Genomic DNA, 25,062 nt, shown 5'->3' with positions numbered 1-25,062 from the left:
CCCATCAGCGATTGCTTGGTGCCCGGAGCCGGGCTCGAACCGGCACGGTGTCGCCACCGAGGGATTTTAAGTCCCTTGCGTCTACCAATTTCGCCATCCGGGCGGCACGGTGTCGGGCAGTACAGGAGAGATAGGGGAGTGGAGGCTGGAGTCGGAATCGAACCGGCGTACACGGAGTTGCAGTCCGCTGCATGACCACTCTGCCATCCAGCCTCATGAGTCGGGCCATTCCTAAGAATGGAGCGGGAAAGGAGATTCGAACTCCCGACCCTCGCCTTGGCAAGGCGATGCTCTACCACTGAGCTATTCCCGCCTGACTCGAGAACGTATTATACGGATAAGCCGGTGACAGTCAAGCCTTTTCCTCTCTTCCCTACGTTTCCCCTCTTTCCTACATGGAACGCCTGAGATGCGGCCAGGCTGCGCGCAGATAGAGCGCCATCGACCAGAGTGTCAGCACGGCCGCTGCATAGAGAGTCACCACGGCGAGCATGGCAACAGGCGTGCCGGGGGCGAAGGCCAGCAGCAGGAAGATGGCAACCATCTGCAGGGTGGTCTTCAACTTGCCGATCCACGACACCGCCACGCTGCCCCGCTTGCCCATCTCGGCCATCCACTCGCGCAGCGCGGAGATCACGATTTCGCGTCCGATGATTACCAGCGCAGGGAGGGTCAGCCAGACTGCGTCATAGCGCTCGATCATCAGCGCCAGCGCCACCGCCACCATCAGCTTGTCGGCTACCGGGTCGAGGAAGGCGCCGAACGGTGTGGCCTGGTTCCAGCGTCTGGCCAGATAGCCGTCCAGCCAGTCGGTCACCGAGGCCAGGGCGAAGAGCGCGGCCGCCAGGGGCATGCTCCAGGAGAGTGGCAGATAGAACAGCACTACCAGCAGCGGGATGAAAGCGATACGGGCCAGGGTAAGGATATTCGGAATGTTCATCGCGCGAAGCTGTCCTTGCCGGTGAGAGGAGCGTTAAGCGTTGGCGTATTCTATCCCCCTTGGCGAGCATCATCCATGCAGAGCTTGATGGATCGTCTCGGCCAGGGTGGCGCTGATGCCAGGCACACGGGCCAGCTCGTCACGCGTCGCCTGCTTGACCCCCTGCAGTCCGCCGAAGAAGCGCAGCAGCTCGCGCCGGCGCTTGGGGCCCACGCCGGGGATGCCTTCGAGTGTCGAGGTGCGGCGCTGCTTGTCTCGTCGTGTGCGGTGACCGGTGATGGCGAACCGGTGCGACTCATCGCGAATATGCTGAATCAGGTGAAGGGCAGGGGATGAGGGTTCCAGGTTCAGCGTCCTGTCCACGGTTTCCAGGAAGAGTGTTTCCAGACCCGCCTTGCGGGTAGTGCCCTTGGCCACGCCGAGAAGCGCCACGCCGATGACTCCCAGCGACGCCAGTACCTCGCGGGCCATGTTGAGCTGCCCCTTGCCGCCATCCACGACGAGCACATCTGGCGTCTGCCCTTCGCCATCTTTCAGGCGACGAAAGCGACGGGTGAGCGCCTGCTGCATGGCCGCGTAGTCATCACCCGCCGCCACTCCTTCGATATTGAAACGACGATAGTCCGACTTGCGTGGACCGTTTTCGTCAAACACCACGCAGGAGGCGACCGTGGCCTCGCCATGACTGTGACTGATATCGAAGCACTCGAGCCGTGCCGGCGCTTCTGCCATGCCCAGGGCGTCGCGCAGTGCATCGAAACGTTGCGCAAGCTGGTTGTGATTGGCCAGCTGGGCGGCCAGCTGCTGTTCGGCGTTGGTGAGAGCCAGCTCCTTCCACTGGGCGCGATGCCCGCGCACCTGATCGGTCAGCCGCACTCGGCGGCCGGCCTTTTCGGCCAGCGCCTGGACGATCAGCTCGGCGTCCGTAACGGCGTGACTGGTGATCACCTCCCGAGGGATCTCCCGGGCCTGGCCCAGATAGTACTGGCTGATGAAGTCGCCCAGCAGCGCTTCTTCCGGTAGGTCGAGGCCATTGGCGGGGGCGTGATGGCGCGCCCCCAGCAGCCTCCCCTGGCGGATGGCCAGTACCGAGATGCATAGCGCTCCGGGGCGGCTGGTCAGCGCGAAGGCGTCGGCGTCGCCATCGCCGGTATCCACAAACTGGCGTTGCTGCAGTTGCCGCAGCTGCTGGATCTGATCGCGCAGGCGGGCCGCCTCCTCGAAGGCCAGTTCACGGCTGGCGGCTTCCATCGCGGCGGTGAGCTCCCGGGTAACCTGTTCGCTCTTGCCTTCCAGGCACTGCACGGCGTGCTCCAGATCGCGGCGATAGTCGGCCTCGGAGATGTATCCCACGCAGGGTGCGCTGCAGCGATCGATCTGGTACTGCAGGCAGGGTCGCGAGCGGTGGGCGAAGACGCTGTCCTCGCAGTTGCGGATGCGGAATATCTTCTGCATCAGCGAGAGACTGTCGCGCACCGCGTGGCTGCTGGGGTAGGGGCCGAGATAGCACCCGTCATCTCGGCGTTGACGAACCCGCTTGTACTCCAGCGCCGGAAAGGGGTGGCGGTCTGTGACAAAGATGAAGGGGTAGGACTTGTCGTCGCGCAGCAGGATGTTGTAGGGCGGCCGCAGCTCCTTGATCAGGGTCTGCTCGAGCAGCAAGGCCTCTGTCTCGCTGTTGGTCACCGTGACCTGGATATCGGCGATACGCGCTACCAGTGCCTGGGTCTTGGCGTTCAGTGCACCACGGAAATAGCTGGCGAGCCGCGCCTTGAGGCGGCGCGCCTTGCCAATATAGAGCGTCTCGCCGCCCTGGTCGAACATGCGATAGACACCGGGGGCCTCGCTGACGCTGGCCAGGAAGTGGCGATGGTCAAAGGTCATCTGGCGAGGTTACTGCATGGTGGAGAAGCCTTCCACCAACCCATGGCGCAGGCCCAGGTGGGTGAGCTCGACGTCGGACTTGACGCCCAGCTTCTCGAAGATGCGGTAGCGGTAGGTGTTGACCGTCTTGGTGCTGAGAAACAGTCGGTCCGAGATGTCGGCGACCTTCTGGCAGTTGATGATCATCATCGCCACCTGCATCTCCCTGGAGGAGAGCTCATCGAAGGGGTTCTCGGGTGAGTCGATCCGCGACAACACCAGACGCTGTGCGACGTCCGGGCTGACATAACGTTGCCCCTGGAAGACCTCGCGGATGGCACCAACCATCTCCTCGTGCTGGGAGCCCTTGCTGACAAGGCCTCGAGCGCCGGCGTCCAGCAGTCGCTGGGCGAAGCTGTCCTCCAGCCAGGCGGTCAGTACCAGGACACGGGTGTCAGGGAGGGCTCGGGTGATCTTGCGCGTGGCTTCGAGACCACCGATACCTGGCATGCGGATATCCATCAACACCACGTCAGGCTTGAGGCGCCGTGCCTGGGCAATGGCCTCCTCACCACTGGCCGCCTCGCCGATGACCCGCAGGTCCCTCTCGGTGTTCAGCAGGTGAGCAAGACTGGTTCTTATCAGGTGGTGGTCATCGGCAATGAGTACCTTGATCAATTGAATTCGCTCCTGAGCGACTCGACGGCAGCAGACCGGCTCATCGCATGATGTAAGGGTAACCGTTGGCGACTAGCGTGGCATACGTGAAGGAGTAGAGGAAAGACTACTTAGGTTGCTATACAAAGCGACATGCAAATAGAAAAAAAGAGTTGACGGTGGTCTCATGTCACCGTATTATCTGCCCCGTTCTCGCAACGGCGAGACAGCGTGGGGCCTTAGCTCAGCTGGGAGAGCGCAACACTGGCAGTGTTGAGGTCAGCGGTTCGATCCCGCTAGGCTCCACCAACAGGATTCAACGGATTAGCCGTCTGGCGCACTGCGCCAGGCGGCTTTTTCGTGGTCGGTCGTGCGTGGTCGATCAAGGGCTCAATATGGCCCTTGGCGTGGGCTGCGCGCAGGCAGAAACAGATATCCCCCCCCGGCACGAAGGCCGGGGGTGGCGTGGCTTATAGTCCGATGGCGGAAGAGGTGGAGCGGCGAGGGTCGGCCCCACCGTAATACATCCCGTCCTCGATCAGGATCGACTGGGCGGCACCCATGGCCGATTGCTGGCTGATGGTGTGACCGCGCTCCCTGAGCAGTTCCAGCGTATCGGGACTGAAGCCGGCCTCGGTGCGGATTTCGTCGGGCAGCCACTGATGGTGCATGCGCGGGGCGCTGACCGCCGACTGGATGTTCATGCCGTGATCGATCACGTTCATCAGCACCTGCAGGGTGGTGGTGATGATCCGCGAGCCCCCGGGGCTGCCGGTGATCAGGTAGTTCTTGCCATCACGCTTGACGATGGTTGGGGTCATCGAGGAGAGCATGCGCTTGCCGGGCTCCACCTTGTTGGCCTCGCCGCCGATCAGGCCATACGCGTTGGGGACGCCGGGCTTGGCCGAGAAGTCATCCATCTCGTTATTGAGCAGAAAGCCGGCGCCGTCGACAACGATGCCCGAGCCATAGCTGAAGTTGATGGTATAGGTGTTGGATACCGCAAGACCGTTGTCATCCACGATGGAAAAGTGGGTGGTCTCGTTGGATTCGTAATCAACCGGATTGCCGGGGGCAATCTCGGCGCTGGGGGTAGCCTGTTCACCGATCTGGGCGCGCAGTTCTGCAGCGTACCCCTTGGAGGTGAGCCCGGCCAGTGGCACATCCACGAAGTCGGTATCGCCGAGGAACTCGGAGCGATCGGCATAGGCGCGCTTCATGGCCTCGGCCATCAAGTGCATGCTATCGGCCGAGCCGAAGCCCATTTCACCGATGGGGTACTCCTCGAGGATGTTGAGCATCTGCACGATATGGGCGCCGCCGGAGGAGGGCGGGCTCATGGCGTAGATATCGTGCCCCCGGTAGGTGCCGTGACTGGGTTCGCGAATCACCGGCTGGTACCCGGCCAGATCTTCTTGCGTGATCAGACCGTCGTGGCGTTCCATTTCGGCGACGATCAGGCGAGCGGTTTCGCCTTCATAGAACTCCCGCGCCCCCTCCTCGGCGATACGCTTGAGGGTGGCGGCGAGATCGGGCTGTCGGAATAGGTCGCCGACCTGATAGGCGCTGCCGTCCTCCTTGAAGAACTTGGCCATGCTGGCGTCCCAAGCCTCGAATCGGCCGCGGGTATCCTGCAGTCCCTTGACGAAGCGCGGGGGGACGACAAAGCCCTCCTCCGCCAGGCGTATGGCCGGCTCCAGCGCCTCGGCAAGACTCAGGGTGCCGTACTTCTCCAGTGCCATGGCCAGGCCGGCCACGGTGCCAGGCACGCCAGCAGCCAGGTGGGTGAAGCGTGAACGCTCGGTGACCGCTTCGCCGTTCTCATCCTGGAACATGGTCTCGAAGGCCGCTGCCGGTGCGGTCTCTCGGTAGTCGATGGCGATGACTTCATCGCTCTGTTCATCGGAGATCAGCATGAAGCCGCCACCCCCGATATTGCCGGAGCGGGGCTGCGTGACGGCCAGGGCAAAGCCGGCGACTACCGCCGCGTCCACGGCGTTGCCGCCAGCCGCGAGCACATCCCGTGCTACCTCGGAGGCAAGAAAGTGGCTGGAAGCCACCATGCCGTGGGAGCTCTCCTGAGGGTGGAAGCGCTCACCCTCGAGAATGGCTTGTTGTGAGAAGGCGGCTGGAGATGCCAGCAGGCTCGCCGAGAGGAGGGCGATGGTCAGCGCCCGGGGTGCAGGGAACGATAGAGAACGATCGGTCATAGTGTTATTCCTTTTTATAACGATCAGGGGTGCTGCCTCGGGAGGCGGGACGCTATGGCAATCGAGGGCGGCAGCGTCCGGGGTTCCGCCCATTCAGTTAGGTTGGATAGTTCGCTGCTGTCAAACCGGCTAGCGTGATGACGCTGGCCGGCGGTCGTGTCAGGGTGTGGCGTGCCAGAAGGGCTGGCCCAGGGTCGGCGTGCTGGGGCTGGCGGTCTGGCGACGCTCCATCAGGCCGGCGAGATAGGCCTCGCGGCCCGCCTCGATGGCGCGGGCGAAGGCGGCCGACATCTGTGCCGGGCGACGAGCCTTGGCCACGGCGGTGTTGAGCAGCACGCCATCAAAGCCCATCTCCATGGCTTCGGCGGCCTGGGAAGGAGCCCCGAGGCCGGCATCGATGATCAGTGGCACGTCGATGCGCTCGCGCAGGGTGCGCAGGGCGTAACGGTTCATCAGGCCACGCCCGGTCCCGATCGGTGCGCCCCAGGGCATCAGGGCCTGGCAGCCTGCCTCCTGGAGGCGCTGGCATAGCACCAGATCGTCGGTGCAGTAGGGCAGCACCTTGAAGCCCTGCTCGACCAGCTCCCGAGCGGCTTCCAGCAGACCGAAGGGGTCGGGCTGAAGGTTGTAGTCGTCGCCGATGACCTCGACCTTGATCCAGGGTGTGTCGAACAGTTCCCGGGACATCTCGGCGAGCGTGATGGCTTCCCGGGCAGAGCGACAGCCGGCAGTGTTGGGCAGCAGGTGGCAGCCGCTTTCACGCAGAATCTGCCAGAAGGCATCGCCGTCGCCATCGGCGTTACCGCCGCCGGGATTCTGGCGACGCAGCCCCAGGGTCAGCATCGCGCAGTCGGCGGCCTCGATGGCGCCCTGCATCACCTGGGGCGACGGGTAGAGGGCGGTGCCAAGCAGGAAACGGCTGTTGAAGCGCTCTTCATAGAGCACCAGCGCATCGTCATGGGGTGATTGGGTGTGCATTAGCCGCCTCCTACCGGGGCCACGATATCGATACGGTCACCCTCGCCGAGGGTGCGCTCGGGCCAGGTGGAGCGCGGTGCGAAGGCATCGTTGATGGCTACGGCCACGCGACGCTCTCCATACCCCCACGCTTCCAGGGCCTGGGTCAGGGGGGTGCCTTCGGGAAGCCGGGCGGGCTCGCCGTTGAGGCTCAGGGTGATCTCATGCATGGGGTCACTCGCTTTCACGACAGGGTCTCCTGGGGGCGGAGCCGTCCAGTAGGTCGGCGAAGGGGTTGTCACCGTGGCCACGAATCTCGCTCAATAGATGCTCAACCACGGCTGGGGCAAGCAGATAACCGTGGCGAAACAGTCCATTAGCGCTAATCAATCCATCGCTTAGGGTAACCCGGGGCAGGTTGTTGCGAAAGGCGGGGCGCAGGTTGACACCCTGCTCAAGGATGCGTGCCTCGGCGAAGGCCGGTGACAGAGTATAGAGGGCGCTGGAAAGCTCCAGGGAGGATTGCAGCGATATCGGTGAGCGATCTTCGCTCTCGATGGAGGTGGCGCCGATGACGAAGCGTCCATTGGGCTTGGGGACCACATAGAGCTGGTAGCGCGGATGCATCAGGCGCACCGGCCGCGTCAGTGTGATCTCGTTGGTCGTTACATGCAGTGTTTCGCCGCGCACGCCGCGCAGGGTGGGGTGATTGGTCTTGGCGCCATGGCCACGGCAGTCGATCACCAGGTCGAAGTGGTGCGTTCCCGTTGGGGTGGTCACTTCGCCGGGATGCACTTTCACCGGGGTATGGGCATGGCACTCACCGCCAAGCTCGCGTATCGCCCCCAGCAGCCGTGTGAGCAGCTCGCGGTTATCCAGGTGTGCTTCGTCGGCAAGAAACAGGCCGTGGCGGAAGCGAGTCAGATCGGGTTCCAGATGATGTATGCCGCTGCCATCCAGCTCCTGATAGAGGGCGCCTTCTCCCAGGGTGTCGGCAAGGTCACGGCGGAACTGGATCAGCTCGTTGCCATCCTGGGGGTGGGCAACCACCAGGCTGCCGTGCTGGTGCCATAGCTCCGACGCCTGGAGTTCGGCCAGCCATCCGGGCCAGCGATCGAGAGCCATCTGCCCCATCTCATAGACACTGCGCTCGCTGACAACCGTTTCGGCCAGGGGAGCGACCATGCCGGCGGCGGTCCAGGCTGCGGCGGGCGGCGTGTCAAGGTCACCTGCATCGTAGAGGCTGACGGCATGGCCGTCGCGCAGCAGGTGCCAGGCTGTCAGGCGGCCGAGCAGGCCGGCGCCGGCGATGGCGAAGCGGCGTTGTGGGGTGGCGTTCATGAGGCGTGCATCCGGCAGTTGGCAGTGTGGAGATCAGGCTGGATGCAGGGTAGGGACGGGCTGGGGGCACGAACTTGTTCCCTCCGCAGGCATCAACCTGATCAGGTTCAACGGGTTCGGCCATACCGATCTCAGCCCCTTGATACCGCATGACGGTGAGAGGGGCGCCCCGACAAGAGCTGCCAACATAACCAAGAAGGCCCGCCGACGCAATCGAGCGTCGGCGGGCCTTCTGGGGCAGGCGGGATTCAGGCGCAGTCGGCGGCGCCCTCTCCGAACATGTCGAAGAGCAGTTCGCGCCCCATGCCGGTCAGCACGAAGCGGCGCTGGTCGTTCCAGGTGGCGGCCTCGCTTGATTCGAGGATGCGCTGACAGACCGACCATTCGCGGCTGTCGCTCTTCAGCGTTTCCAGCGCAGAGGGGTCGAGGCCACGATGGGGTACGGTGACGGTTTCGAGCACGTGGCCCTGGCGATAGAGCAGGGCGGCCATGTTGGCGAGGCATTGGCGCAGGCTGCGCTGCATCCCGAAGGTGTCGATTGAAGGGGTAGTCATGCGCCGCGTCTTCCTTGGTGGAAATTGCTGCGGCGCATTATACAACCTTGGTCGGATAAGACCAAGGTCTAGTGGGGGTCACGGCGCGTCGTGGACCTCACCGAGCAGCAGGAACTCGATCAATGCCTTCTGGGCATGCAGACGGTTGCCCGCCTCCTGCCAGACCACGGCCCGCGGATCGTCGAGCAGGGTCTCGCTGATCTCCTCGCCGCGATGGGCCGGCAGGCAGTGCAGGAACAGCACGTCCTGGTGAGCGCGATCGAGCAGTGCTTCGGTGACCTGAAGATCGGCGAAGGCCGCCTCACGCTTGGCCTGCTCCTCCTCCTGTCCCATGGAGGCCCAGACATCGGTCGTTACCAGATCGGCGCCGGTCACGGCCTCGACGGGGTCACGTAGCAGGGTGACGCGATCGCCGGCGGCCTCGAGGATATCCTGGCGCGGCTCATAACCTTCTGGGCAGCAGATGCGCAGCTGGAAGTCGAACTGGCGGGCTGCATTGATCCAGGAGTGGCACATGTTGTTGCCGTCGCCGATCCATACTGCGGTCTTGCCCTTTACGCTGCCGCGTAGCTCGGTCCAGGTCATCACATCGGCGAGCAGCTGACACGGATGATAGTCGTCGGTCAGCGCGTTGATCACCGGCACGCTGCTGGCCTCGGCGAATGACTCGAGTCCGGCGTGGGAGAAGGTGCGGATCATCACGATATCGACCATCTCGGAGAGCACGCGAGCGGTGTCGCCGATGGGCTCGCCCCGGCCGAGCTGGGTGTCGCGGGGAGAGAGGAACAGCGCATGGCCGCCGAAGTGTGCCATGGCGGTCTCGAAGGAGACCCGGGTGCGGGTCGAGGACTTCTCGAAGATCATCGCCATGGTGTGATTCGGGAAGGGGGTGTAGGTGGGCCCCTCCACCTTGAGCGCGTTCTTTATGGTAATGGCGCGCTGAATCATGTAGCTCAGCTCTTCAGGGCTGGCATCCATCAGGGTCAGGAAGTGCCGAGTGGCCATGCGGTGCTCCTCGCAAAAGCGCTCATCCTAGCCAGCCGCCGGGGGATGCGCAACGCGTTGTGGATCAGTAGAATGGCTGGCACCAAGACCTACCGCCGGGATCAGGTATTGATCGTCCCGGCATTCGCGACCTCTGTTGTCCGCTACACCCATAGGGAGACGCCATGAGCACCACCCTCGAAAACATCCAGCGCCAGATCGGCGAAAACCCGATCCTGATCTACATGAAGGGCACCCCGCAGCTGCCCCAGTGCGGCTTCTCCGCCCAGACGGTGCAGGCGCTGATGGCCTGTGGCGAGCGCTTTGCCTTCGTCAATATTCTGGATAACCCGGATATCCGGGCCGAGCTGCCCAAGTACGCCAACTGGCCCACCTTCCCCCAGCTGTGGGTCGAGGGCGAGCTGGTCGGCGGCTGCGACATCGTGATGGAGATGCACCAGAACGGCGAGCTCGAGACGCTGATCAAGGAAACGGCCGCCAAGCACAAGGACGACGCTTAAGCGTCAAGCCTGAAAAGCGGCGCTTTGCGCCTGGAAGCTTGGAGCTCGAAGAAAAACATCCCCGCAGCCATGCTGCGGGGATGTTTGCTGTGTGGGGGAGCAGTTTAATACTGATTTCCAGCTTCCAGCTTCCAGCTTCCAGCTTCCAGCTTACGGTGCTTCTTCCATCCCCTGTTCGCGCTGAGTCTGGGCCCAGCCGCCGATCTCCTTGTAGCGGTTGACCATGGCGCAGAACAGCTCGGCGGTGCGCTCGGTATCATAGCGAGCCGAATGCGCCTCGCTGTTGTTGAATTCGATGCCGGCGGCCCGGCAGGCCCGGGCCAGTACCGTCTGGCCGTACATCAGGCCGGCCAGGGAGGCGGTATCGAAACTGGAGAAGGGGTGGAAAGGATTGCGCTTGATGCCGCAGCGGTTCACCGCGGCATTGAGGAAACCGTGATCGAACGCCGAGTTGTGGCCGACCAGGATGGCGCGGGTGCAGCCATGGGCCTTGATCGACTTGCGTATGGGACGAAAGATCTCGTTGAGCGCCTCGGACTCGTTGACCGCCACCTGGCGACGCAGGGGATCGTCGAGCCGGATGCCGGTAAAGTCCAGTGCCGACTGCTCGATGCTGGCACCCGCAAAGGGCTCCACGTGGAAGGCATAGGTCGACTCGGGGAGCAGGTAACCCTCGGCGTTCATGGTCAGGGTGACCGCGGCGATCTCGAGGATCGCATTGCGCTCGGAATCGAAACCGCCGGTTTCCATGTCGACCACCACCGGCAGGTAGCTGCGGAATCGCTGTGCCATCAGGTCGCGGGCGATTGCCTCGCTCATGCACCTCTCCTTCGTGTTTGGCATTGATGTCACGGGCAGGCTGGCCGCGGCCCGGCTCGAATTCGCGCAGTCTAGCAGCTCGCTCCCTTGAGGTCCCGTGGATGGGCGGTATTCGAGGCCAGGTTGGCGCGCTATACTGGCAGGTCTCTCGTATTCATCAGAAAGGAGCTCCTCGAATGTCCGATGTCAAGAAGGTGGTGCTGGCCTACTCCGGCGGCCTGGACACCTCCGTAATCGTCAAGTGGTTGCAGGAAACCTACAACTGCGAGGTGGTGACCTTCACCGCTGACATCGGTCAGGGCGAGGAGGTGGAACCGGCGCGTGCCAAGGCTCAGGCACTGGGCGTCAAGGAGATCTACATCGAGGATCTTCGCGAGGAGTTCGTGCGCGACTACGTCTACCCGATGTTCCGTGCCAATACCATCTATGAGGGCGAGTACCTGCTCGGTACCTCCATCGCCCGCCCGCTGATCGCCAAGCGTCTGATCGAAATCGCCAACCAGACTGGCGCCGACGCCATCTCCCACGGCGCCACCGGCAAGGGCAACGACCAGGTGCGCTTCGAGCTCGGTGCCTACGCGCTGAAGCCCGGTGTCAAGGTGATCGCCCCGTGGCGTGAGTGGGACCTCAACTCCCGCGAGAAGCTGATGGCTTACTGCCAGCAGCACGACATCCCGGTGGACTTCGCCGGTCAGAAGAAGAAGTCGCCATACTCCATGGATGCCAACCTGCTGCATATCTCCTACGAGGGGGGCATCCTCGAGGATCCCTGGGCCGAAGCAGAAGAGGACATGTGGCGCTGGAGCGTCTCGCCGGAGGCCGCCCCGGACGAGCCCACCTACGTCGAGCTCACCTTTGACCAAGGCGATATCGTGGCCATTGATGGGGTGCCGATGAAGCCCCATGAGGTGCTCGAGAAGCTCAACAAGATGGGTGGCGATAATGGCATCGGCCGTCTCGATATCGTCGAGAACCGCTATGTCGGCATGAAGTCTCGCGGCTGCTACGAGACGCCCGGAGGCACCATCATGCTCAAGGCACACCGCGCCATCGAGTCGCTGACGCTCGACCGTGAAGAGGCCCACCTCAAGGATGAGCTGATGCCCAAGTATGCCGAGGTCATCTATAACGGCTACTGGTGGAGCCCTGAGCGTCGCATGCTGCAGGCCGCCATCGACGAGACCCAGCGCAATGTCTCGGGTGTGGTTCGCCTCAAGCTCTACAAGGGCAACGTCATCGTCGCCGGTCGCCAGTCCGATCAGTCGCTGTTCGACGAGTCCATCGCGACCTTCGAGGATGATGCCGGCGCCTACGACCAGAAGGATGCCGAAGGTTTCATCAAGCTCAATGCCCTGCGCCTGCGTATTGCCGCCGGCAAGGGACGCAAGCAGGACTGATGCCGCCGTGGGGCGCCTGCGGGCGCTCCACCGGCATGCATTCCGCAAGGATCGTGGGTGCTAGGTCTAGGTACTAGTAGGAGGCTTGTCATGTTCAAGAAGCTTCTCTCGGGGCTGTTCGGTGCCGGCGATGACGATGGCTCCCCTGGCCATGCCCCGGCCGCCGAGCCGGTGGAGCACAACGGCTATCTGATTGTCTCCGAGCCGGCACAGGAGGGTGGCCAATACCGCGTCAGCGGCTGGATCCGTCGGCCGCTGAGCGGGGATGGCGAAGAGGACGAGGATGAGGTGCTCGAGCACCGCTTCGAACGCTCTGATATGGTGCCCGGCCGCGAGGCCTGCGACGAGCTGATGATCAGCAAGGCGCGGCGCTTCATCGACGAGATGGGCGACGGCATGTTCGCTCGCTAGTCCGGTCGAGAGAGTCGTGCGCTTTCTGCATCGCGCCTCAGCGTGGCGGGAGCTCTTTGCCGGGGAGACCCTGCCGGATCCCGCCAGCCTGCCTGATCTTGTCGCGCCCCTGCGCGATGCCCTGATCGATCTGGGGTCTCATCCCGACCTGGCCGACGCCCATGCCTGGCAATCCACCCTGGTGGAGGCACTGTTGCGTCTCGATCTGCCTGCCTGGCGGATTTCCCAACTGATCAGCGACCATAACGCCTGGCTTTACCGCCGTGCCATCCGTCTCGCCGAGGCCGAGATGAAGGGACAGGGGTGGGGCGCGCCGCCGGTGGCGTACTGTGTCGTGGTGCTGGGCTCCGGAGGCCGTCACGAGAGTCTGCTGGCCCCGGATCAGGACAATGCCATGATCATCGATGAGTATCCGGATGCCCGGCATCTCGAGATTGACGGCTATTTCCAGTCGCTGGGCGAGCGCTTCAGCGATCGGCTCGATCGCGCGGGGATTCCGTTGTGCAGTGGTCATGTCATGGCCCGCTGGCCGATGTGGCGCAAGCGCCTCTCGGAGTGGCAGCGCCAGCTCGAGATATGGAGCGCCGACCGACGGGTCAAGCGCGTGCAACAGGCCAATATCCTGCTCGACCTCACTCCGGTCTTCGGTGACATGGGCCTCGCCGAGGCGCTGAGCGACTGGGTAGCGACGCGTCTTCCCGCGGCGGGGCTCTTCCTCGACGAGATGGGGGCGCTGTTCGATGAGCAGCCGGTGGCGCTGGATCGCCTCGGCCGGTTGGCCGGGGCGCTGGAAGGGGCACCCCACGAGCGGGCTATCAATCTCAAGCATCAGGCCATTTTGCCACTGGTCGCCGCGGCAAGGCTGATGTCGCTGCGGCACGGTGTGCGCGAAACCGATACCCGGCGGCGGCTCGCAGCGCTGGTCGCCAGGGGCAAGCTGGGGGCCGACAGCTGCCGAGAACTTACCGCCGCCCATGGGCGCTTGCAGGCGCTGCTGCTCCACGAGCAGTGCCACAATCACGCTGCCGGCCGTGCCGCCGATGGCTGGGTGGATATGACACGCCTCGGCAAGGACCAGCGGATGCTGCTGCGCCACGATCTGCAGCAGATACGGGCGCTGCAGCGTCGCGCACGCCGGGGCTAGCCGGGCTCCGGCGGCGCCTCGGGAAGCTCCATGATCAGGCAGGCCCCTCCGAGATGGGGGGCCTCTTCCACCCACAGACGGCCACCGAGATGGGCCACGATCCCGCGGCTGATGGGCAGGCCAAGACCGCTGCCTCGGGGGCGACCATGACGGCTGTCGGGCGCTGCATCGACGCGCTGGATCTGGTGGAACTTCTCGAACACCCGCTCGCGCTCCTCCTCGCCGATGCCGGGGCCATTGTCCTCCACCATCAGGCGGTAGTGACGCTTGTGTGGCAGCAAGCTGAGTCGTACTCGCGCGTCCTCCTCGTCGGCAAACTTTCCGGCGTTGTCGAGCAGGTTGATGATCACTTGCTCCAGGCGATCCGGGTCGCCGATGACCGGGGCCTGCTCCGGCTCGACCACCACCTCCAGCGCCACTCCGCGATCCGCCTGCATATGATGCACCGCATCCACGCTGTGACGCACCAGCGCCACCAGGTCGAGAGATTGGGGGTGGAGCGTCAGGCGCCCGCTCTCCAGGCGTGCCAGGTCGAGGATCTCCTCGATCAGCCGTGAGAGTCGCTGGCTCTCCTTGACCACCACATCGAGGAAGTGGACCCGCTTCTCCTCAGGCAGGTTGTCGCTGTCACGCAGGATCTCGGCGAAGGCGCGGATCGAGGTTAGTGGGGTGCGCAGCTCGTGGCTGACCATGGCGACGAACTCGTCCTTCAGGCGGTCGAGTTCGCGCAGGCGCTCGTTGGCGGCACGCAGCTCCTCGCTGGCCTGGGCCAGTTCACTGGACTTCTGCTCCAGGCGCCGGTTGATCTCCAGGGTCTCGGAAGTGGTATCGAGGATGCTGAGGATCGACTCCAGGTCGAGTGCTTCACCGCGTACCACCGAGTTGATCAACACCCGTGCCGAGGCGTTGCCCAGCGCCCCGGAGAGGGCCTGTTCGGCGCGCGCGATCTGGGCCGGGGTGGCCGGCTGTTCGGCATCACTCGTCTGGGGTTCGGTATCGGCGAAGACCCGAGCGGTCGTTCCTGTCCCCAGGTAGCGGTCGAGGAGGGTGCGCAACTCGCCACGGGTGGTCTGGCCGTGCCATAGAGAGGTCTCCAGCAGATTCGGGTGCATGGCCTCGGCAAACAGCGCCGCCTGAGTCTGCTCGAGCGGCGATTGACGACTGAACAGCGAGACCCCGACCAGCAGGCCGAGGTTGGCGGTCAGGCTCCAGAGCAGTGAGTGGGTATAGATGTCCCAACCCTCCAGGCCGAAGAGTGCATAGGGTCGCAGCCAGACAATGCCGAAGGGACCCTGCTCGAGAAAGGTGGCATCGAGCCAGCCGGACTGGGCGAAGCCAGGGATCAGCAGGGTCCAGGCCCAGACCAGCGTGCCGGCGATCAACCCCAGGGCGGCACCACGGTGATGTGCGCCGCGCCAGTACATGCCGATCAGCATGGCGGGGGCGAATTGGCAGGCTGCGGCGAACGAGACCAGGCCGATGGTCACCAGACTGTAGGCGTCGCCGACCAGTGCATGGTAGAGATAGCCCAGCAGCAGTATCAGCACGATTGCCACCCGGCGGATGCCCAGCAGCCAGCCGGCCAGCTCGCCGCTGGCGCTGCGGTGCAGGCGGCGGGTGCGCAGCAGCAACGGCATGATCAGCTGGTTGCTGACCATGGTGGAGAGCGCGATGGTCTCGACGATGACCATGCTGGTCGCCGCCGAGAGGCCGCCGATAAAGACCAGCAGCGGCAGGCCCTCCAGGTCGGCCGAGAGGGGCAGGGTGAGCACGAAGCGGTCGGGGTCGGCATCTCCCATCAGCAACAGGCCCGCCATGGCGATCGGGATCACGAACAGGTTGATGGCCAGAAGGTAGAGCGGGAATAGCCAGCTGGCGCGAGCCAAATGGCGCTCATCGACGTTCTCCACCACCAGCACCTGGAACTGCCGGGGCAGCGTGAGAAATGCCAGAAAGGCCAGCACCAGCATGCCCGCCCAGCCGGTTGCGCCACCGGGTACGGCATCCAGCCCCAGCCGTGCGGCCAGTTCCGGCGTGGCGGCGACCCGGGCGAAGAGATCGCCGGGGCCCTGGAAGAGCACGAAGACCGTGAAGATACCGACCGACAGGAAGGCTATCAGCTTGACCAGGGACTCGAAGGCGATGGCGGCCACCATCCCCTCGTGGCGCTCGCTGGCATCCAGGTGGCGGGTGCCGAAGAGAATGATGAAGACGGCCAGCACCAGTGCTACCCAGAAAGACTTGTCCAGCCAGAAGGGCTCGTCGGCCAGACGCAGGTCGCCGGCATCGGGGTAGTTCACCAGCACCGCGTGGGTGACGGTGATCGCCTTTAACTGCAGGGCGATATAGGGCGTGATGCCGATCAAGGCGATCAGTGCCACCAGGGCCCCGAGGCCCGAGCTCTTGCCGTAGCGGGCACTGATGAAGTCCGCAATCGAGGTGATGCGCTGAGCGCTGGCGATACGCACCATCTTGCGGATCAGGAAGGGAGCCATCAGCATCGCCAGGGTCGGCCCAAGATAGATCAGCAGGAAGCTGGGGCCGAACTGGGCGGCGCGACCCACGCTGCCATAGAAGGTCCAGGCGGTGCAGTAGACCGCGATGGAGAGCGCATAGACATTGGGCGAGCCGATCAACGAGCGTCCCTGCTCGGCGCGTCGGTCGCCCCAGGCGGCGATCAGGAACAGCAGTGCCAGGTAGCCGAAGGCGACGCTGAGCACCACGATGTCGCTGCGCATGATCTACTCTCCAGGTGGCTTGCGGGGGCTCGGGCTCTCCATCAGCCAGGCCGCCAGCGCGATGATGAACCCCCAGGCGATGAACAGATAGAGCGGCAGCCAGGAGATCGTCATGGCCCGGTCCGGTACCAGCACCAGGGGCGGGGTGAACAGCAGCGCGGCCAGGATGATCAATGCCAGCAGGCGCTCGCGGCGCCGCGGTACGCTCAGCATGGCAAGACGCTACGATCGGGTGTGGTCGTCATGAGGCGCAGGCATCCTCCTTGCTCAATGCACTGTGCTGCAGGGCCAGGGCCTTCTCGAGTGTGTCGATGCCGCGGGCCTCCAGGCGGGGCAGCAGCGATAGCCATAGCTCGGCGGTGACCCGGGCATCGCCCAGGGCGGTGTGGCGAGTGCCCGGGGGGAAGGAGAGATCATAGCGTTCGGCCAGGCTATCGAGGTCATGGCCATCGAGACTGGCATCCAGCGCTCGGGAGATCAGCAGGGTGTCGAGTACCGGCATGTCCAGTGCGGTGCCGGCCCCAGGTGATTGCAGGGCAAGCAGATCGAAGGCGGCATTATGGGCCAGCAGCACGGCGTCTCCCACATAGTCGCGGAAGCGAGGCAGTGCCACCGAGAGTGGAGGAGCGCCGGTGACGGCGTCATCGGTGATGCCGTGAATGGCGGTGCTGGCCGGAGGGATCGGTTTTCCCGGATCGACGTAGAGGTCGAAGGTTTCACTGGCCAGCAGTCGTGCGTTGACGACCCGACAGGCGCCGATGCTGATCACGGTGTCGCCGCGGCGCAGCTCCAGGCCGGTGGTCTCGGTATCGAAGGCCACCACTTCCAGGGCGCGTAGCGGTCGGGCGGCCAGCTCCGCATCGGGCGCCGGCAGGTCGGCAATGCCGAAGTCGTGGAACTCGGGGCGTGGCGGAAGCGTCGGGCGCGGTGCCCCGACCCGACCCGCGGCGTGAAAAGGCAGGCGCAGCCGGGCATGCTGCCCATCGTCATCGGCCAGGCTCCAGACGTCGCTATCGTGCTGATGCAGCACGTCGGCCACCCGGGGCGTGAGGGGCAGCGCCTCCAGGTGCTGCTGTTGCCACTCGCCGAGCCGTGATTCGGCAAGCGGCTTTCCCTCCCAGATCAGGTCGAGGTAGATCCGCTTGTTGCCCAGGCATACCTCGCCCTCCAGGGGGACATCGCCCAGCGTCGATGCCAGCGTGTCGAGCAGCGAGCCCAACAGCACCAGCAGGGCACTGGCATCACCCTTCAGCCAGGCCGGCATGCCGACCGCGGTGAGCTGGCGTGTCGTCGGCAGCCGCTCGTTGAGGCTGGCCCAGAGGTCATTGGACCACAGGGGGACCAGCCGCTCTCCCTCCTGTTGCATACGCTCGATCAGGGTCGAGAGACCATCGATATCCTCCCCCAGGGCCTGGCTCTCCTCCGCGATCACTCGCTCCAGCCGGCGGCGCATCTCGCCGGCGCCTTCGGGCAGGGCGGAGAGGGCGTCGGCGGCACTGGTCAGGCTGGCGCCGTGGCGACGTAGCCGCGGCAGGCCATCGAGCAGTTCGGCACGGGCGCCCATCTCGCTGGTCCAGGCGGCGGTGGTGTCGATCAGGGTCAGCATGGTCTCGCCATGGCTGCCAGGCACTCGGCGCAAGGTGGCACACAGCCAGCGTTCACCGCTGGGCACCAGCACCTCGCGAGGGGCGCCATCGGCGGGTAACTGGCTCAGGGCATCCTGCAGACTCACGGCGGGCAGTAGGGTCTCGAGACGCTTGCCCAGGCCAAGGCTGGCGTGATCCTCGAACAGCGTCTCGGCAGCCTGGTTGAACAGCAGGATGCGACGGTGGTGATCGCATAGCAGCAGCGGCGTATCGAGCACCTGCAGCAGGGTCTCGAGTTCCTGGCGTATCCGTGCCGCGCTGCGCGCGCCTTCGGCGTGGGCGGTGGCCAGTCGTGAGCGGTCGCTGCGCCACGCCTCGCGAACCCGCACCAGATCGGGGCCAAGGGCACGTAGCCAGCCCTCCGGGGGATAGTCGTCCCGGGCGTCCGGATTGGCCACCAGTCGTGCCAGTTGCACCTGCAGGTGGCGAAGCGGCGTGAAAAGCTGGCGCTCGAGCAGCAGGCCGACCAGGAAGATGGTGCCGCCACCCGAGAAGCAGCCCGCCCACAGCACCAGGCGAGCGATCCCTCGGGGCTGGAAGAGGGTATCGAGCCATAGCGCGAAGGTGGCGCCACCGAAGATGCTGATGCCGCTGAGCAGCAGCCACAGGCCGATCAGCCGCTGGCGGCGGGGCAGGCCGGAGAGCCGACGACTCATCAGGACACCTCGGAGAGCAGGGTCTTGACCTTCTCCACCAGCGCCTGGGTCGAGAAGGGCTTGGTGACGTAGTCATCGGCGCCCAGCGCCAGGCCCTTCTCGCGCTCGACCTCGCGCCCATGGGCGGTGAGCATGATGATGGGCAGACGGCGATGGGTCGGATCGCCACGCAGGCGCTCTAGAACATCGAAGCCGCTGATGCCGGGCAGGCTGATATCCAGTAGTACCAGATCCGGCGCTCCCTCCGCGACCCGCGCCAGGGCGTTTTCGCCATTCTCCGCGGTGACCACCTCGAAGCCGGCCTGCTGCATCAGAAACTCCAGTGAAAGGACGATATTCGGCTCATCGTCTACCACCAACACCTTGGCCATGACGCACTCCAGGTAATTATGATCATTGTTGCCGTCAGTCTAAGTGGGTGTTGATGGCCGGGCAAAGACGACCTTGGCACAAGGCAACGATAGTGGGGCGTGCTACGGTGGGGCTCAGGCTCTGTCCGAAAACTGGCTGCGCTCGGCTATACGGCGTTAACAATCGACTCAAAGACCTCATTTACACTCCGTAAACTCGTGCGCGAGCCCGGTCCGTCTTTTCGCCGATTTTTGCCTTGCCTAACCTTCTCTCGCCGACTTTTCAGACAAAGCCTAGTGTCTTTTTCTCTTCCTATCTTCCTTCATTTCTTTCAGCCGGAGATATGCGCATGATCGAGCTGCACCATCTGGAAAACTCACGCTCGCAACGGATCCTGTGGCTGCTCGAGGAGCTGGGTATCGACTTCGAGATCGTCACCTATTCGCGGGACCCCGAGACTCAACTGGCGCCGGCGTCGCTGCGTCAGCTTCACCCGCTGGGCAAGGCGCCGCTGATACGTGATCTGGGCCGCGACGAGCGGGTAGTGGCCGAGTCCGGGGCGATTATCGACTACCTGGTCGAGCATCATGATTCGCAGGCCCGGCTGGCCCCATTGCCCGGCAGCGAGGCCCATGAGCGCTACCGCTTCTGGCTGCATCATGCCGAAGGCTCGGCCATGCCGCCGCTTGTCATGCGGCTGGTGTTCTCGCGGCTCGGACAGCCGCCGGTGCCAACCCTGGCACGCCCGCTGGGCCGGCTCTTTGCCCGCGGTGTGGAGCAGCAGTATCTGGGGCCGGAGATCCGGCGTCTAGGACAGTTCTGGGCGGAGGAGCTGGCGTCGCGAGGGCCATGGTTCGCCGGCGAGGCCTTCACCGCCGCCGATATTCAGATGAGCTTTCCCCTGCTGGCGCTTGAAAGCCGAGGTGGGCTGGTCGATTTTCCCCGGCTGGCCGAGTTCCTCGATGCCTGTCGTGAACGCGAGGCCTATCGGCGCACCGTGGATCGCATCGGCGAGTTCGGCCTGGGGTAAGGCTGGTGGGTCGAGCAGTGACGATACTGGGTGCTACTTTCGTCGTGCCTGGGTGGCTTCGATGGCCCATGTGATGGACGTCGCGCATATAAGAGACGAAAATTGTTCGGCCAATAGCATCCTTGAAAACATTTACCATATTCACTGCTAGGAGTGTGCCATGAGTGCCATCCTCGTCATGGTCCTGGGTCTTGCCGCGATGGCGGCCGGGTACTTCGTGTACTCGAAGTTCATCGCCGAGAAGATCTACCGACTCGACCCCGACTTCAAGACGCCGGCCCACGAATATGAAGACGGAGTCGACTTCGTGCCCACCAACCGCTATGTGCTGTGGGGGCACCACTTCACCTCAGTGGCCGGTGCGGCCCCCATCGTCGGTCCCGCCATCGCGGTGATCTGGGGCTGGCTCCCGGCCTTCCTGTGGGTTGTGCTGGGGACCATCTTCTTCGCCGGCGTTCATGATTCGGGAGCGATCTGGGCCAGCGTGCGCAACCGGGCCAAGTCGGTCGGTGCCCTGACCGGTGATGTGGTGGGCAAGCGCGCCCGCAGCATCTTCATGATCGTCATCTTCCTGGTGCTGCTGATGGTCAACGCGGTGTTTGCCGTGGTGATCGCCGGGCTGATGATGAACTTCTCCAGCGCCGTGGTGCCGGTGTGGGGGGCCATCCTGGTGGCGCTGGTGATCGGTCAGATGATCTATCGCCGCAAGATGAGTCTGCCGATGGTCTCCATCGTCGGCGTGGTGGCACTCTATGCACTGATCGGCATCGGGCCCTCGGTGCCGCTGCAGATGCCGGCGGAAGTGGCGGGTGTCTCCGGCAACGCCATCTGGATCCTGCTGCTCTTCGGCTATGCCGCGATTGCCTCGCTGCTGCCGGTTTGGGTACTGCTGCAGCCGCGTGACTATATCAACGGCCTGCAGCTGTTCGTGGGCCTGATCGTGCTGTATGGCGCCATCCTGCTGCTCAACCCGAGTATGGTGGCGCCGGCGTTCAACGACAACGTGCCGGCCGGTACGCCCTCGCTGATTCCGCTGCTGTTCGTGACCATCGCCTGTGGCGCCATCTCGGGCTTCCATGGCCTGGTGTCATCCGGTACCACCTCCAAGCAGCTCAACAAGGAGACCGACGCACGCTTCGTCGGCTATTTCGGCGCCGTGGGTGAAGGCATGCTGGCGCTGGCCGCCATCCTCGCGGCGACCGCCGGCTTTGCCTCCTTCGCCGACTGGGAGGCGATGTACACCGCCTTCGGTCAGGGGGGCGTCAACGCCTTCGTCGAAGGGGGAGCCTTCATCATCTCCAATGGCCTGGGCCTGCCCGAAGCCACCGCGGCAACCCTGTTGACCGTCATGGCGGCACTGTTCGCCGGCACCACCATGGATACCGGCCTGCGCCTGCAGCGCTATATCTTCCAGGAGTGGGGCGAGATCTATCAGCAGCGCTGGATGCAGAAGCCGACGATCGCCACCCTGCTGGCGGTGGGCAGCTGTCTGCTGCTGGCCTTCGGCGCGGGTGGGGCGGATGGCTCCGGCGGGCTGATCATCTGGCCGCTGTTCGGCACCACCAACCAGCTGCTGGCCGGTCTGTCGCTGCTGGTGGTCACCGTGATGCTGGTACGCCTGGGTCGCCCCATGTGGTTTACCCTGGCACCGCTGGTGTTCCTGCTGGTGGTCACCATCATCGCGCTGTTACTGCAGCTGCGCAGCTTCTTCGAGCAGGGCAACATCTTCCTGCTGGTGCTGGATATCGTGGTGCTGGTCGCGGCCATTCTGGTTTCGCTCGAGTGTGTGTCGGCCCTCAAGCGGATCAAGCGCGAGGCCCCTGCCCAGCAAGAGTAACTAATGAAGCTTGAGGAGTCACAGGATGAGCGACGACCATGAGGAGGAGGGTCGTGCCGCTCGTCTCGAACGGATTCGGGCCTGGCTAAGCCAGGCCCGTTTCTTCGCGGAGGAGGTCTACTCCTCCCGCTACCGGGGTGCGATTGCACGCGCCCGTCGAGACGAGGACGACCTGTTCATGCTGCTGGTGTTCTCCGAGATGATGGGAGTTCCCAATCCGGCGGCCTACTACACCCTGGAGCTGCAGCCCCTGTTGCTGGAGCGTTTCCACGACTGGCACCAACGCATGGGAATGGAGCGCTCGCCACTCGACCACTTCAAATGTTGTTGAGGGTTCAATGAAAGAACTTCTGGAAAAACACCTGCTCTGGGTGGGTGGCAAGGGTGGGGTCGGCAAGACGACCGTCGCCGCGGCCCTGGCGGTGCTCGCGGCCCGCCGTGGGCGGCGGGTGCTGGTGGTTTCCACCGATCCGGCGCACAGCCTGGGCGACGTTTTCGATCGTGAGCTCAGTGATGTGCCGCGGCGGCTGTTGCCCAACCTCGATGCCATGGAGATCGACCCGGATGCCGAGGTGGAGGCCCACCTGACACGGGTCACCGCCCAGATGCGCCGCTATGCGGCACCGGAGATGATGGCCGAGCTCGAGCGTCAGATGCGACTGACCCGGCAGTCACCGGGCACCCAGGAGGCGGCACTGCTGGAGCGGCTGTCGCGCCTGGTCACCGATGATTCAGGAGAGTGGGATCTGATCATCTTCGATACGGCACCCACCGGTCATACCCTGCGCCTGTTGACGCTGCCCGAAGCCATGGCCGCCTGGACCGATGGACTGCTGGCCCATAGTCGCAAGTCCGAGGAGCTGGGCAAGGTGCTGTCACACCTGACGCCCAAGCGCGGCAAGGATGTTTCGACGCCGTTCGATGATCCCCACGAGGATGGCCTGGCGGATCTCGATGAGAAGACGCGCGATGTGGCCAGGACCCTGATGGAACGGCGGCGGCTGTTTCATCAGGCGCGCCGACGAATCGAGAATCGGGACGAGACCGGCTTCCTATTCGTGATGACCCCGGAGCGATTGCCGATCCTCGAGACGGCGCGCGCGGTGGCGACCCTGGAGGAGGCCCATGTGCCGGTGGCAGGCACTCTCGTCAATCGTGTCATTCCTCCGGAGGCCGATGGTGACTTCCTCAACGCACGCCGCGAGCAGGAGGCCACCTACCTGAGGCGCATCGACGAGGAGCTGGGGCATCTGCCGCGCCCGCGGCTGCCGTGGCTGCCAACCGACGTGCAGGGCATCGAGATTCTCGAGCAGCTGGCCGAGCGTCTCGAGGCGGAAGGCTTCTAGCGTTGAAACGGCCTTGGTCGCGCCCACCCATGTAGAACATGATGGTTGGCGCTTTCGCTCACAGCTCGATCTTCTCCTTGAACTCGCACAGGTCCTCGATCACGCAGCTGCCGCAGCGTGGCTTGCGGGCGATACAGGTATAGCGGCCGTGCAGGATCAGCCAATGGTGGGCATCCTGCCGGAACTCCCTGGGCACGTGGCGCAGCAGCTTCTTCTCCACCTCGACCACATCCTTGCCCTTGGCGATGCCGGTGCGATTGGAAACCCGGAAGATATGGGTATCCACGGCGATGGTGGGCTGGCCGAAGGCGGTGTTGAGGATCACGTTGGCGGTCTTGCGTCCGACGCCGGGCAGCGCCTCCAGGGCGGCGCGCGTCCCGGGGACCTCGCCGCCGTGCTTCTCCACCAGCAGATGGCAGGTCTTCATCAGATTCACGGCCTTGGTGTTGTAGAGGCCGATGGTCTTGATGTGTTCCTTGAGGCCATCGAGGCCCAGCTCGATGATCGCCTGGGGAGTATTGGCCACCGGGAAGAGCCTCGCGGTGGCCTTGTTGACGCCCACATCGGTCGCCTGGGCGGAGAGCAGCACCGCGGCCAGCAGCTCGAAGGGGGTCTCCCAGTGGAGCTCGGTGGTGGGGTGGGGGTTGTGCTCGCGCAGCCGCGCGAAGATCTCGTAGCGTTTCTGGGCGTTCATGGCAGTCCGTGGCGATGGAAAGGCGGCGTTGCACCACTATCCGGGGCTTACCCGGCGACAGGTCACCTTCCTCCTCTTCGACCTGTCCCCGGGGCCCCTACCTTTGGCAGTAAAACCGCGAGTCCGGTTTGGGTTTGATTGGCTTTGGCTCGTGATTTCGGAGAGAGACTAGCTTTACTCGCTCTTGTCCAGCGCGCTTCTGGCTTCGGCGAGCAGCCGCTCGGCTTCGGGCAGCTGGGCCAGGGCAGTGGCCTCGGCCTTGTCGTCGCCGCGGCGGCGAGCGCTCTCCAGCTGCTGTTGCACACGCTTCAGGGCCTGCTCGGCGGCCTTGAAGGCCATTCGCCGCTGGCGCTGGATGACCGCGCCACCGGGTGAACCGCTAGTCCCCTTGCTGGCAGAGCCGCGCCGCTGTTGCATCAGTCGCTTCTGGCGCTCGAGTCGCTTGTCGCGGGCCTCCCGGGCCTGGCGTTGCTGTCTGGTGCGGTGGCGTCGGCGACCCAGCTCGGCGCGACGCGCCAGGTAGGCGTCGCGCTCCGCATCGCTTTCGGCAGACGCCCAGGCGGGGTGAGGCACGAGGTCGATGCAGTCCACCGGGCAGGGCGCCACGCAAAGCTCGCAGCCGGTACACTCGTCGGTGATCACCGTATGCATGCGCTTGGCCGCACCGAGGATGGCATCCACCGGGCAGGCCTGAATGCACTTGGTGCAACCGATGCACTCGGCCTCCCGAATTACCGCGGCCAGGGGCAGCTGGGCGGGCTCCGCCAGAGGCTGTTCGGGCTGGCCGGTCAGGGTGGCCAACCGAGTGAGCGTCGGCTCGCCGCCCGGGGGGCAGCGGTTGATCGGCTCGCCCTCGGCGATCGCCTCGGCATACGGCAGACAGCCATCGAAGCCACACTTGCCGCACTGGGTCTGGGGCAGCAGGGCATCGATGGCCTCGATCAGGTCATGGTGACTCACGGTGGC

The 25,062-nt window shown here is 64.5% G+C and carries 24 protein-coding genes, 4 tRNA genes and 1 riboswitch; of the genes, 9 read left to right on the top strand and 19 right to left on the bottom strand.

Features of this window, described 5'->3' with window-relative positions:
• Positions 1–16: 16 nt before the first annotated feature.
• From E0702_RS01640 to E0702_RS01615, 6 genes are all read right to left on the bottom strand, one after another.
• A tRNA-Leu gene (locus E0702_RS01640) sits at positions 17–103 on the bottom strand.
• 36 nt (positions 104–139) lie between these two features.
• A tRNA-Cys gene (locus tag E0702_RS01635) sits at positions 140–213 on the bottom strand.
• Positions 214–238: 25 nt separating this feature from the next.
• Positions 239–313, bottom strand: a tRNA-Gly gene (locus tag E0702_RS01630).
• A gap of 78 nt (positions 314–391) precedes the next feature.
• Positions 392–940, bottom strand: a complete 549-nt coding sequence (gene pgsA, locus E0702_RS01625; RefSeq protein WP_132041214.1) for a CDP-diacylglycerol--glycerol-3-phosphate 3-phosphatidyltransferase — start codon at positions 938–940, stop codon at positions 392–394.
• A gap of 69 nt (positions 941–1,009) precedes the next feature.
• Complete coding sequence (uvrC, locus tag E0702_RS01620; protein WP_132041213.1) at positions 1,010–2,824, bottom strand: excinuclease ABC subunit UvrC; 1,815 nt, start codon at positions 2,822–2,824, stop codon at positions 1,010–1,012.
• 9 nt (positions 2,825–2,833) lie between these two features.
• Complete coding sequence (locus tag E0702_RS01615) at positions 2,834–3,481, bottom strand: response regulator (protein ID WP_132041212.1); 648 nt, start codon at positions 3,479–3,481, stop codon at positions 2,834–2,836.
• A gap of 212 nt (positions 3,482–3,693) precedes the next feature.
• Here E0702_RS01615 and E0702_RS01610 point away from each other — a divergent pair.
• Positions 3,694–3,769: transfer RNA gene (locus tag E0702_RS01610), tRNA-Ala, on the top strand.
• Between the two features lie 161 nt (positions 3,770–3,930).
• Here the strand turns inward: E0702_RS01610 and ggt are convergent.
• The 6 genes from ggt to argF form a co-directional block, all read right to left on the bottom strand.
• A complete protein-coding gene (gene ggt / locus E0702_RS01605; RefSeq protein WP_132041211.1) occupies positions 3,931–5,670 on the bottom strand; it encodes a gamma-glutamyltransferase in 1,740 nt (579 codons plus the stop codon).
• A 159-nt stretch (positions 5,671–5,829) separates the two neighbouring features.
• On the bottom strand, positions 5,830–6,648 hold the full coding sequence (locus E0702_RS01600) for a thiazole synthase (protein ID WP_132041210.1): 819 nt from the start codon (positions 6,646–6,648) through the stop codon (positions 5,830–5,832).
• The gene (gene thiS, locus E0702_RS01595) at positions 6,648–6,875 is read right to left on the bottom strand and encodes a sulfur carrier protein ThiS (protein WP_202597161.1); all 228 of its coding nucleotides are present in this window, start codon (positions 6,873–6,875) and stop codon (positions 6,648–6,650) included. The genes E0702_RS01600 and thiS overlap by 1 nt, the downstream gene beginning before the upstream one ends.
• Positions 6,862–7,968, bottom strand: coding sequence for a glycine oxidase ThiO (gene thiO / locus E0702_RS01590; RefSeq protein WP_132041209.1), 1,107 nt, complete (start codon positions 7,966–7,968; stop codon positions 6,862–6,864). The genes thiS and thiO overlap by 14 nt, the downstream gene beginning before the upstream one ends.
• 61 nt (positions 7,969–8,029) lie before the next feature.
• A riboswitch (TPP riboswitch) is annotated at positions 8,030–8,150 on the bottom strand.
• A 66-nt stretch (positions 8,151–8,216) separates the two neighbouring features.
• Positions 8,217–8,522: a hypothetical protein gene (locus tag E0702_RS01585; protein WP_132041208.1), complete on the bottom strand. Its 306-nt coding sequence runs from the start codon at positions 8,520–8,522 to the stop codon at positions 8,217–8,219.
• A 78-nt stretch (positions 8,523–8,600) separates the two neighbouring features.
• Positions 8,601–9,527: an ornithine carbamoyltransferase gene (argF, locus tag E0702_RS01580; protein WP_132041207.1), complete on the bottom strand. Its 927-nt coding sequence runs from the start codon at positions 9,525–9,527 to the stop codon at positions 8,601–8,603.
• 164 nt (positions 9,528–9,691) lie between these two features.
• Between argF and E0702_RS01575 the strand changes: the two genes are divergently transcribed.
• A complete protein-coding gene (locus E0702_RS01575; RefSeq protein WP_132041206.1) occupies positions 9,692–10,027 on the top strand; it encodes a Grx4 family monothiol glutaredoxin in 336 nt (111 codons plus the stop codon).
• A 150-nt stretch (positions 10,028–10,177) separates the two neighbouring features.
• On the opposite strand, the gene rnt is transcribed toward E0702_RS01575, so the two are convergent.
• Positions 10,178–10,846: a ribonuclease T gene (gene rnt, locus E0702_RS01570; RefSeq protein WP_132041205.1), complete on the bottom strand. Its 669-nt coding sequence runs from the start codon at positions 10,844–10,846 to the stop codon at positions 10,178–10,180.
• A gap of 176 nt (positions 10,847–11,022) precedes the next feature.
• Here rnt and E0702_RS01565 point away from each other — a divergent pair, with 176 nt between their 5' ends.
• The 3 genes from E0702_RS01565 (at position 11,023) to E0702_RS01555 (ending at position 13,798) form a co-directional block, all read left to right on the top strand.
• A complete protein-coding gene (locus tag E0702_RS01565) occupies positions 11,023–12,243 on the top strand; it encodes an argininosuccinate synthase (protein WP_132041204.1) in 1,221 nt (406 codons plus the stop codon).
• A gap of 90 nt (positions 12,244–12,333) precedes the next feature.
• The gene (locus tag E0702_RS01560) at positions 12,334–12,654 is read left to right on the top strand and encodes an HlyU family transcriptional regulator (RefSeq protein ID WP_132041203.1); all 321 of its coding nucleotides are present in this window, start codon (positions 12,334–12,336) and stop codon (positions 12,652–12,654) included.
• A 16-nt stretch (positions 12,655–12,670) separates the two neighbouring features.
• On the top strand, positions 12,671–13,798 hold the full coding sequence (locus E0702_RS01555; protein WP_132041202.1) for a DUF294 nucleotidyltransferase-like domain-containing protein: 1,128 nt from the start codon (positions 12,671–12,673) through the stop codon (positions 13,796–13,798).
• Here the strand turns inward: E0702_RS01555 and E0702_RS01550 are convergent.
• Genes E0702_RS01550 through E0702_RS01535 form a run of 4 tightly spaced genes read right to left on the bottom strand, consistent with a single transcriptional unit; the run spans position 13,795 to position 19,209 of the window.
• The gene (locus E0702_RS01550) at positions 13,795–16,536 is read right to left on the bottom strand and encodes a sensor histidine kinase (protein ID WP_132041201.1); all 2,742 of its coding nucleotides are present in this window, start codon (positions 16,534–16,536) and stop codon (positions 13,795–13,797) included. The two genes, E0702_RS01555 and E0702_RS01550, sit on opposite strands and share 4 nt — an antisense overlap.
• Before the next feature lie 3 nt (positions 16,537–16,539).
• Positions 16,540–16,749 (bottom strand): hypothetical protein, encoded by a 210-nt coding sequence (locus E0702_RS01545; protein ID WP_132041200.1) that lies wholly within the window; start codon positions 16,747–16,749, stop codon positions 16,540–16,542.
• Positions 16,750–16,777: 28 nt separating this feature from the next.
• Positions 16,778–18,838 carry a 3'-5' exonuclease gene (locus E0702_RS01540; RefSeq protein ID WP_132041199.1) on the bottom strand — a complete coding sequence of 687 codons (2,061 nt, stop codon included), beginning with the start codon at positions 18,836–18,838 and terminating at the stop codon, positions 16,778–16,780.
• Positions 18,838–19,209: a response regulator transcription factor gene (locus tag E0702_RS01535; RefSeq protein WP_132041198.1), complete on the bottom strand. Its 372-nt coding sequence runs from the start codon at positions 19,207–19,209 to the stop codon at positions 18,838–18,840. The genes E0702_RS01540 and E0702_RS01535 overlap by 1 nt, the downstream gene beginning before the upstream one ends.
• A 329-nt stretch (positions 19,210–19,538) precedes the next feature.
• On the opposite strand from E0702_RS01535, the gene E0702_RS01530 reads away from it, so the two are divergent.
• The 4 genes from E0702_RS01530 (at position 19,539) to E0702_RS01515 (ending at position 23,402) form a co-directional block, all read left to right on the top strand.
• Positions 19,539–20,219, top strand: a complete 681-nt coding sequence (locus E0702_RS01530) for a glutathione S-transferase family protein (RefSeq protein WP_132041197.1) — start codon at positions 19,539–19,541, stop codon at positions 20,217–20,219.
• Positions 20,220–20,379: 160 nt separating this feature from the next.
• A complete protein-coding gene (locus E0702_RS01525; protein ID WP_132041196.1) occupies positions 20,380–22,056 on the top strand; it encodes a carbon starvation CstA family protein in 1,677 nt (558 codons plus the stop codon).
• 25 nt (positions 22,057–22,081) lie between these two features.
• Entirely contained in the window at positions 22,082–22,387 is a 306-nt protein-coding gene (locus E0702_RS01520; RefSeq protein WP_132041195.1) for a cory-CC-star protein, read from the top strand.
• A 7-nt stretch (positions 22,388–22,394) separates the two neighbouring features.
• A complete protein-coding gene (locus tag E0702_RS01515) occupies positions 22,395–23,402 on the top strand; it encodes an ArsA family ATPase (RefSeq protein ID WP_132041194.1) in 1,008 nt (335 codons plus the stop codon).
• Positions 23,403–23,460: 58 nt separating this feature from the next.
• Here the strand turns inward: E0702_RS01515 and nth are convergent, their stop codons facing one another.
• Together nth and E0702_RS01505 are read right to left on the bottom strand one after the other, a co-directional pair.
• Entirely contained in the window at positions 23,461–24,096 is a 636-nt protein-coding gene (nth, locus tag E0702_RS01510) for an endonuclease III (protein ID WP_132041193.1), read from the bottom strand.
• Between the two features lie 174 nt (positions 24,097–24,270).
• Complete coding sequence (locus E0702_RS01505; RefSeq protein WP_132041192.1) at positions 24,271–25,056, bottom strand: RnfABCDGE type electron transport complex subunit B; 786 nt, start codon at positions 25,054–25,056, stop codon at positions 24,271–24,273.
• Between the last annotated feature and the right edge of the window lie 6 nt (positions 25,057–25,062).

This window comes from Halomonas marinisediminis (assembly GCF_004347715.1).
Lineage (GTDB): Bacteria > Pseudomonadota > Gammaproteobacteria > Pseudomonadales > Halomonadaceae > Halomonas > Halomonas icarae.
The sequence above is the reverse complement of the archived record's forward strand: the minus strand, read 5'-3'. Positions and strand labels throughout refer to the sequence as shown.

What these genes read in the sequence shown, in the direction of transcription:
- thiO (WP_132041209.1), bottom strand. Translation starts at nt 7,968, where the DNA reads ATGAACGCCACCCCACAACGCCGCTTCGCCATCGCCGGCGCCGGCCTG.
- pgsA (WP_132041214.1), bottom strand. Translation starts at nt 940, where the DNA reads ATGAACATTCCGAATATCCTTACCCTGGCCCGTATCGCTTTCATCCCG.
- E0702_RS01515 (WP_132041194.1), top strand. Translation starts at nt 22,395, where the DNA reads ATGAAAGAACTTCTGGAAAAACACCTGCTCTGGGTGGGTGGCAAGGGT.
- nth (WP_132041193.1), bottom strand. Translation starts at nt 24,096, where the DNA reads ATGAACGCCCAGAAACGCTACGAGATCTTCGCGCGGCTGCGCGAGCAC.
- E0702_RS01545 (WP_132041200.1), bottom strand. Translation starts at nt 16,749, where the DNA reads ATGCTGAGCGTACCGCGGCGCCGCGAGCGCCTGCTGGCATTGATCATC.
- E0702_RS01575 (WP_132041206.1), top strand. Translation starts at nt 9,692, where the DNA reads ATGAGCACCACCCTCGAAAACATCCAGCGCCAGATCGGCGAAAACCCG.
- uvrC (WP_132041213.1), bottom strand. Translation starts at nt 2,824, where the DNA reads ATGACCTTTGACCATCGCCACTTCCTGGCCAGCGTCAGCGAGGCCCCC.
- E0702_RS01530 (WP_132041197.1), top strand. Translation starts at nt 19,539, where the DNA reads ATGATCGAGCTGCACCATCTGGAAAACTCACGCTCGCAACGGATCCTG.
- argF (WP_132041207.1), bottom strand. Translation starts at nt 9,527, where the DNA reads ATGGCCACTCGGCACTTCCTGACCCTGATGGATGCCAGCCCTGAAGAG.
- E0702_RS01540 (WP_132041199.1), bottom strand. Translation starts at nt 18,838, where the DNA reads ATGAGTCGTCGGCTCTCCGGCCTGCCCCGCCGCCAGCGGCTGATCGGC.
- E0702_RS01520 (WP_132041195.1), top strand. Translation starts at nt 22,082, where the DNA reads ATGAGCGACGACCATGAGGAGGAGGGTCGTGCCGCTCGTCTCGAACGG.
- E0702_RS01600 (WP_132041210.1), bottom strand. Translation starts at nt 6,648, where the DNA reads ATGCACACCCAATCACCCCATGACGATGCGCTGGTGCTCTATGAAGAG.
- E0702_RS01585 (WP_132041208.1), bottom strand. Translation starts at nt 8,522, where the DNA reads ATGACTACCCCTTCAATCGACACCTTCGGGATGCAGCGCAGCCTGCGC.
- E0702_RS01525 (WP_132041196.1), top strand. Translation starts at nt 20,380, where the DNA reads ATGAGTGCCATCCTCGTCATGGTCCTGGGTCTTGCCGCGATGGCGGCC.
- E0702_RS01565 (WP_132041204.1), top strand. Translation starts at nt 11,023, where the DNA reads ATGTCCGATGTCAAGAAGGTGGTGCTGGCCTACTCCGGCGGCCTGGAC.
- E0702_RS01560 (WP_132041203.1), top strand. Translation starts at nt 12,334, where the DNA reads ATGTTCAAGAAGCTTCTCTCGGGGCTGTTCGGTGCCGGCGATGACGAT.
- ggt (WP_132041211.1), bottom strand. Translation starts at nt 5,670, where the DNA reads ATGACCGATCGTTCTCTATCGTTCCCTGCACCCCGGGCGCTGACCATC.
- rnt (WP_132041205.1), bottom strand. Translation starts at nt 10,846, where the DNA reads ATGAGCGAGGCAATCGCCCGCGACCTGATGGCACAGCGATTCCGCAGC.
- E0702_RS01550 (WP_132041201.1), bottom strand. Translation starts at nt 16,536, where the DNA reads ATGCGCAGCGACATCGTGGTGCTCAGCGTCGCCTTCGGCTACCTGGCA.
- E0702_RS01535 (WP_132041198.1), bottom strand. Translation starts at nt 19,209, where the DNA reads ATGGCCAAGGTGTTGGTGGTAGACGATGAGCCGAATATCGTCCTTTCA.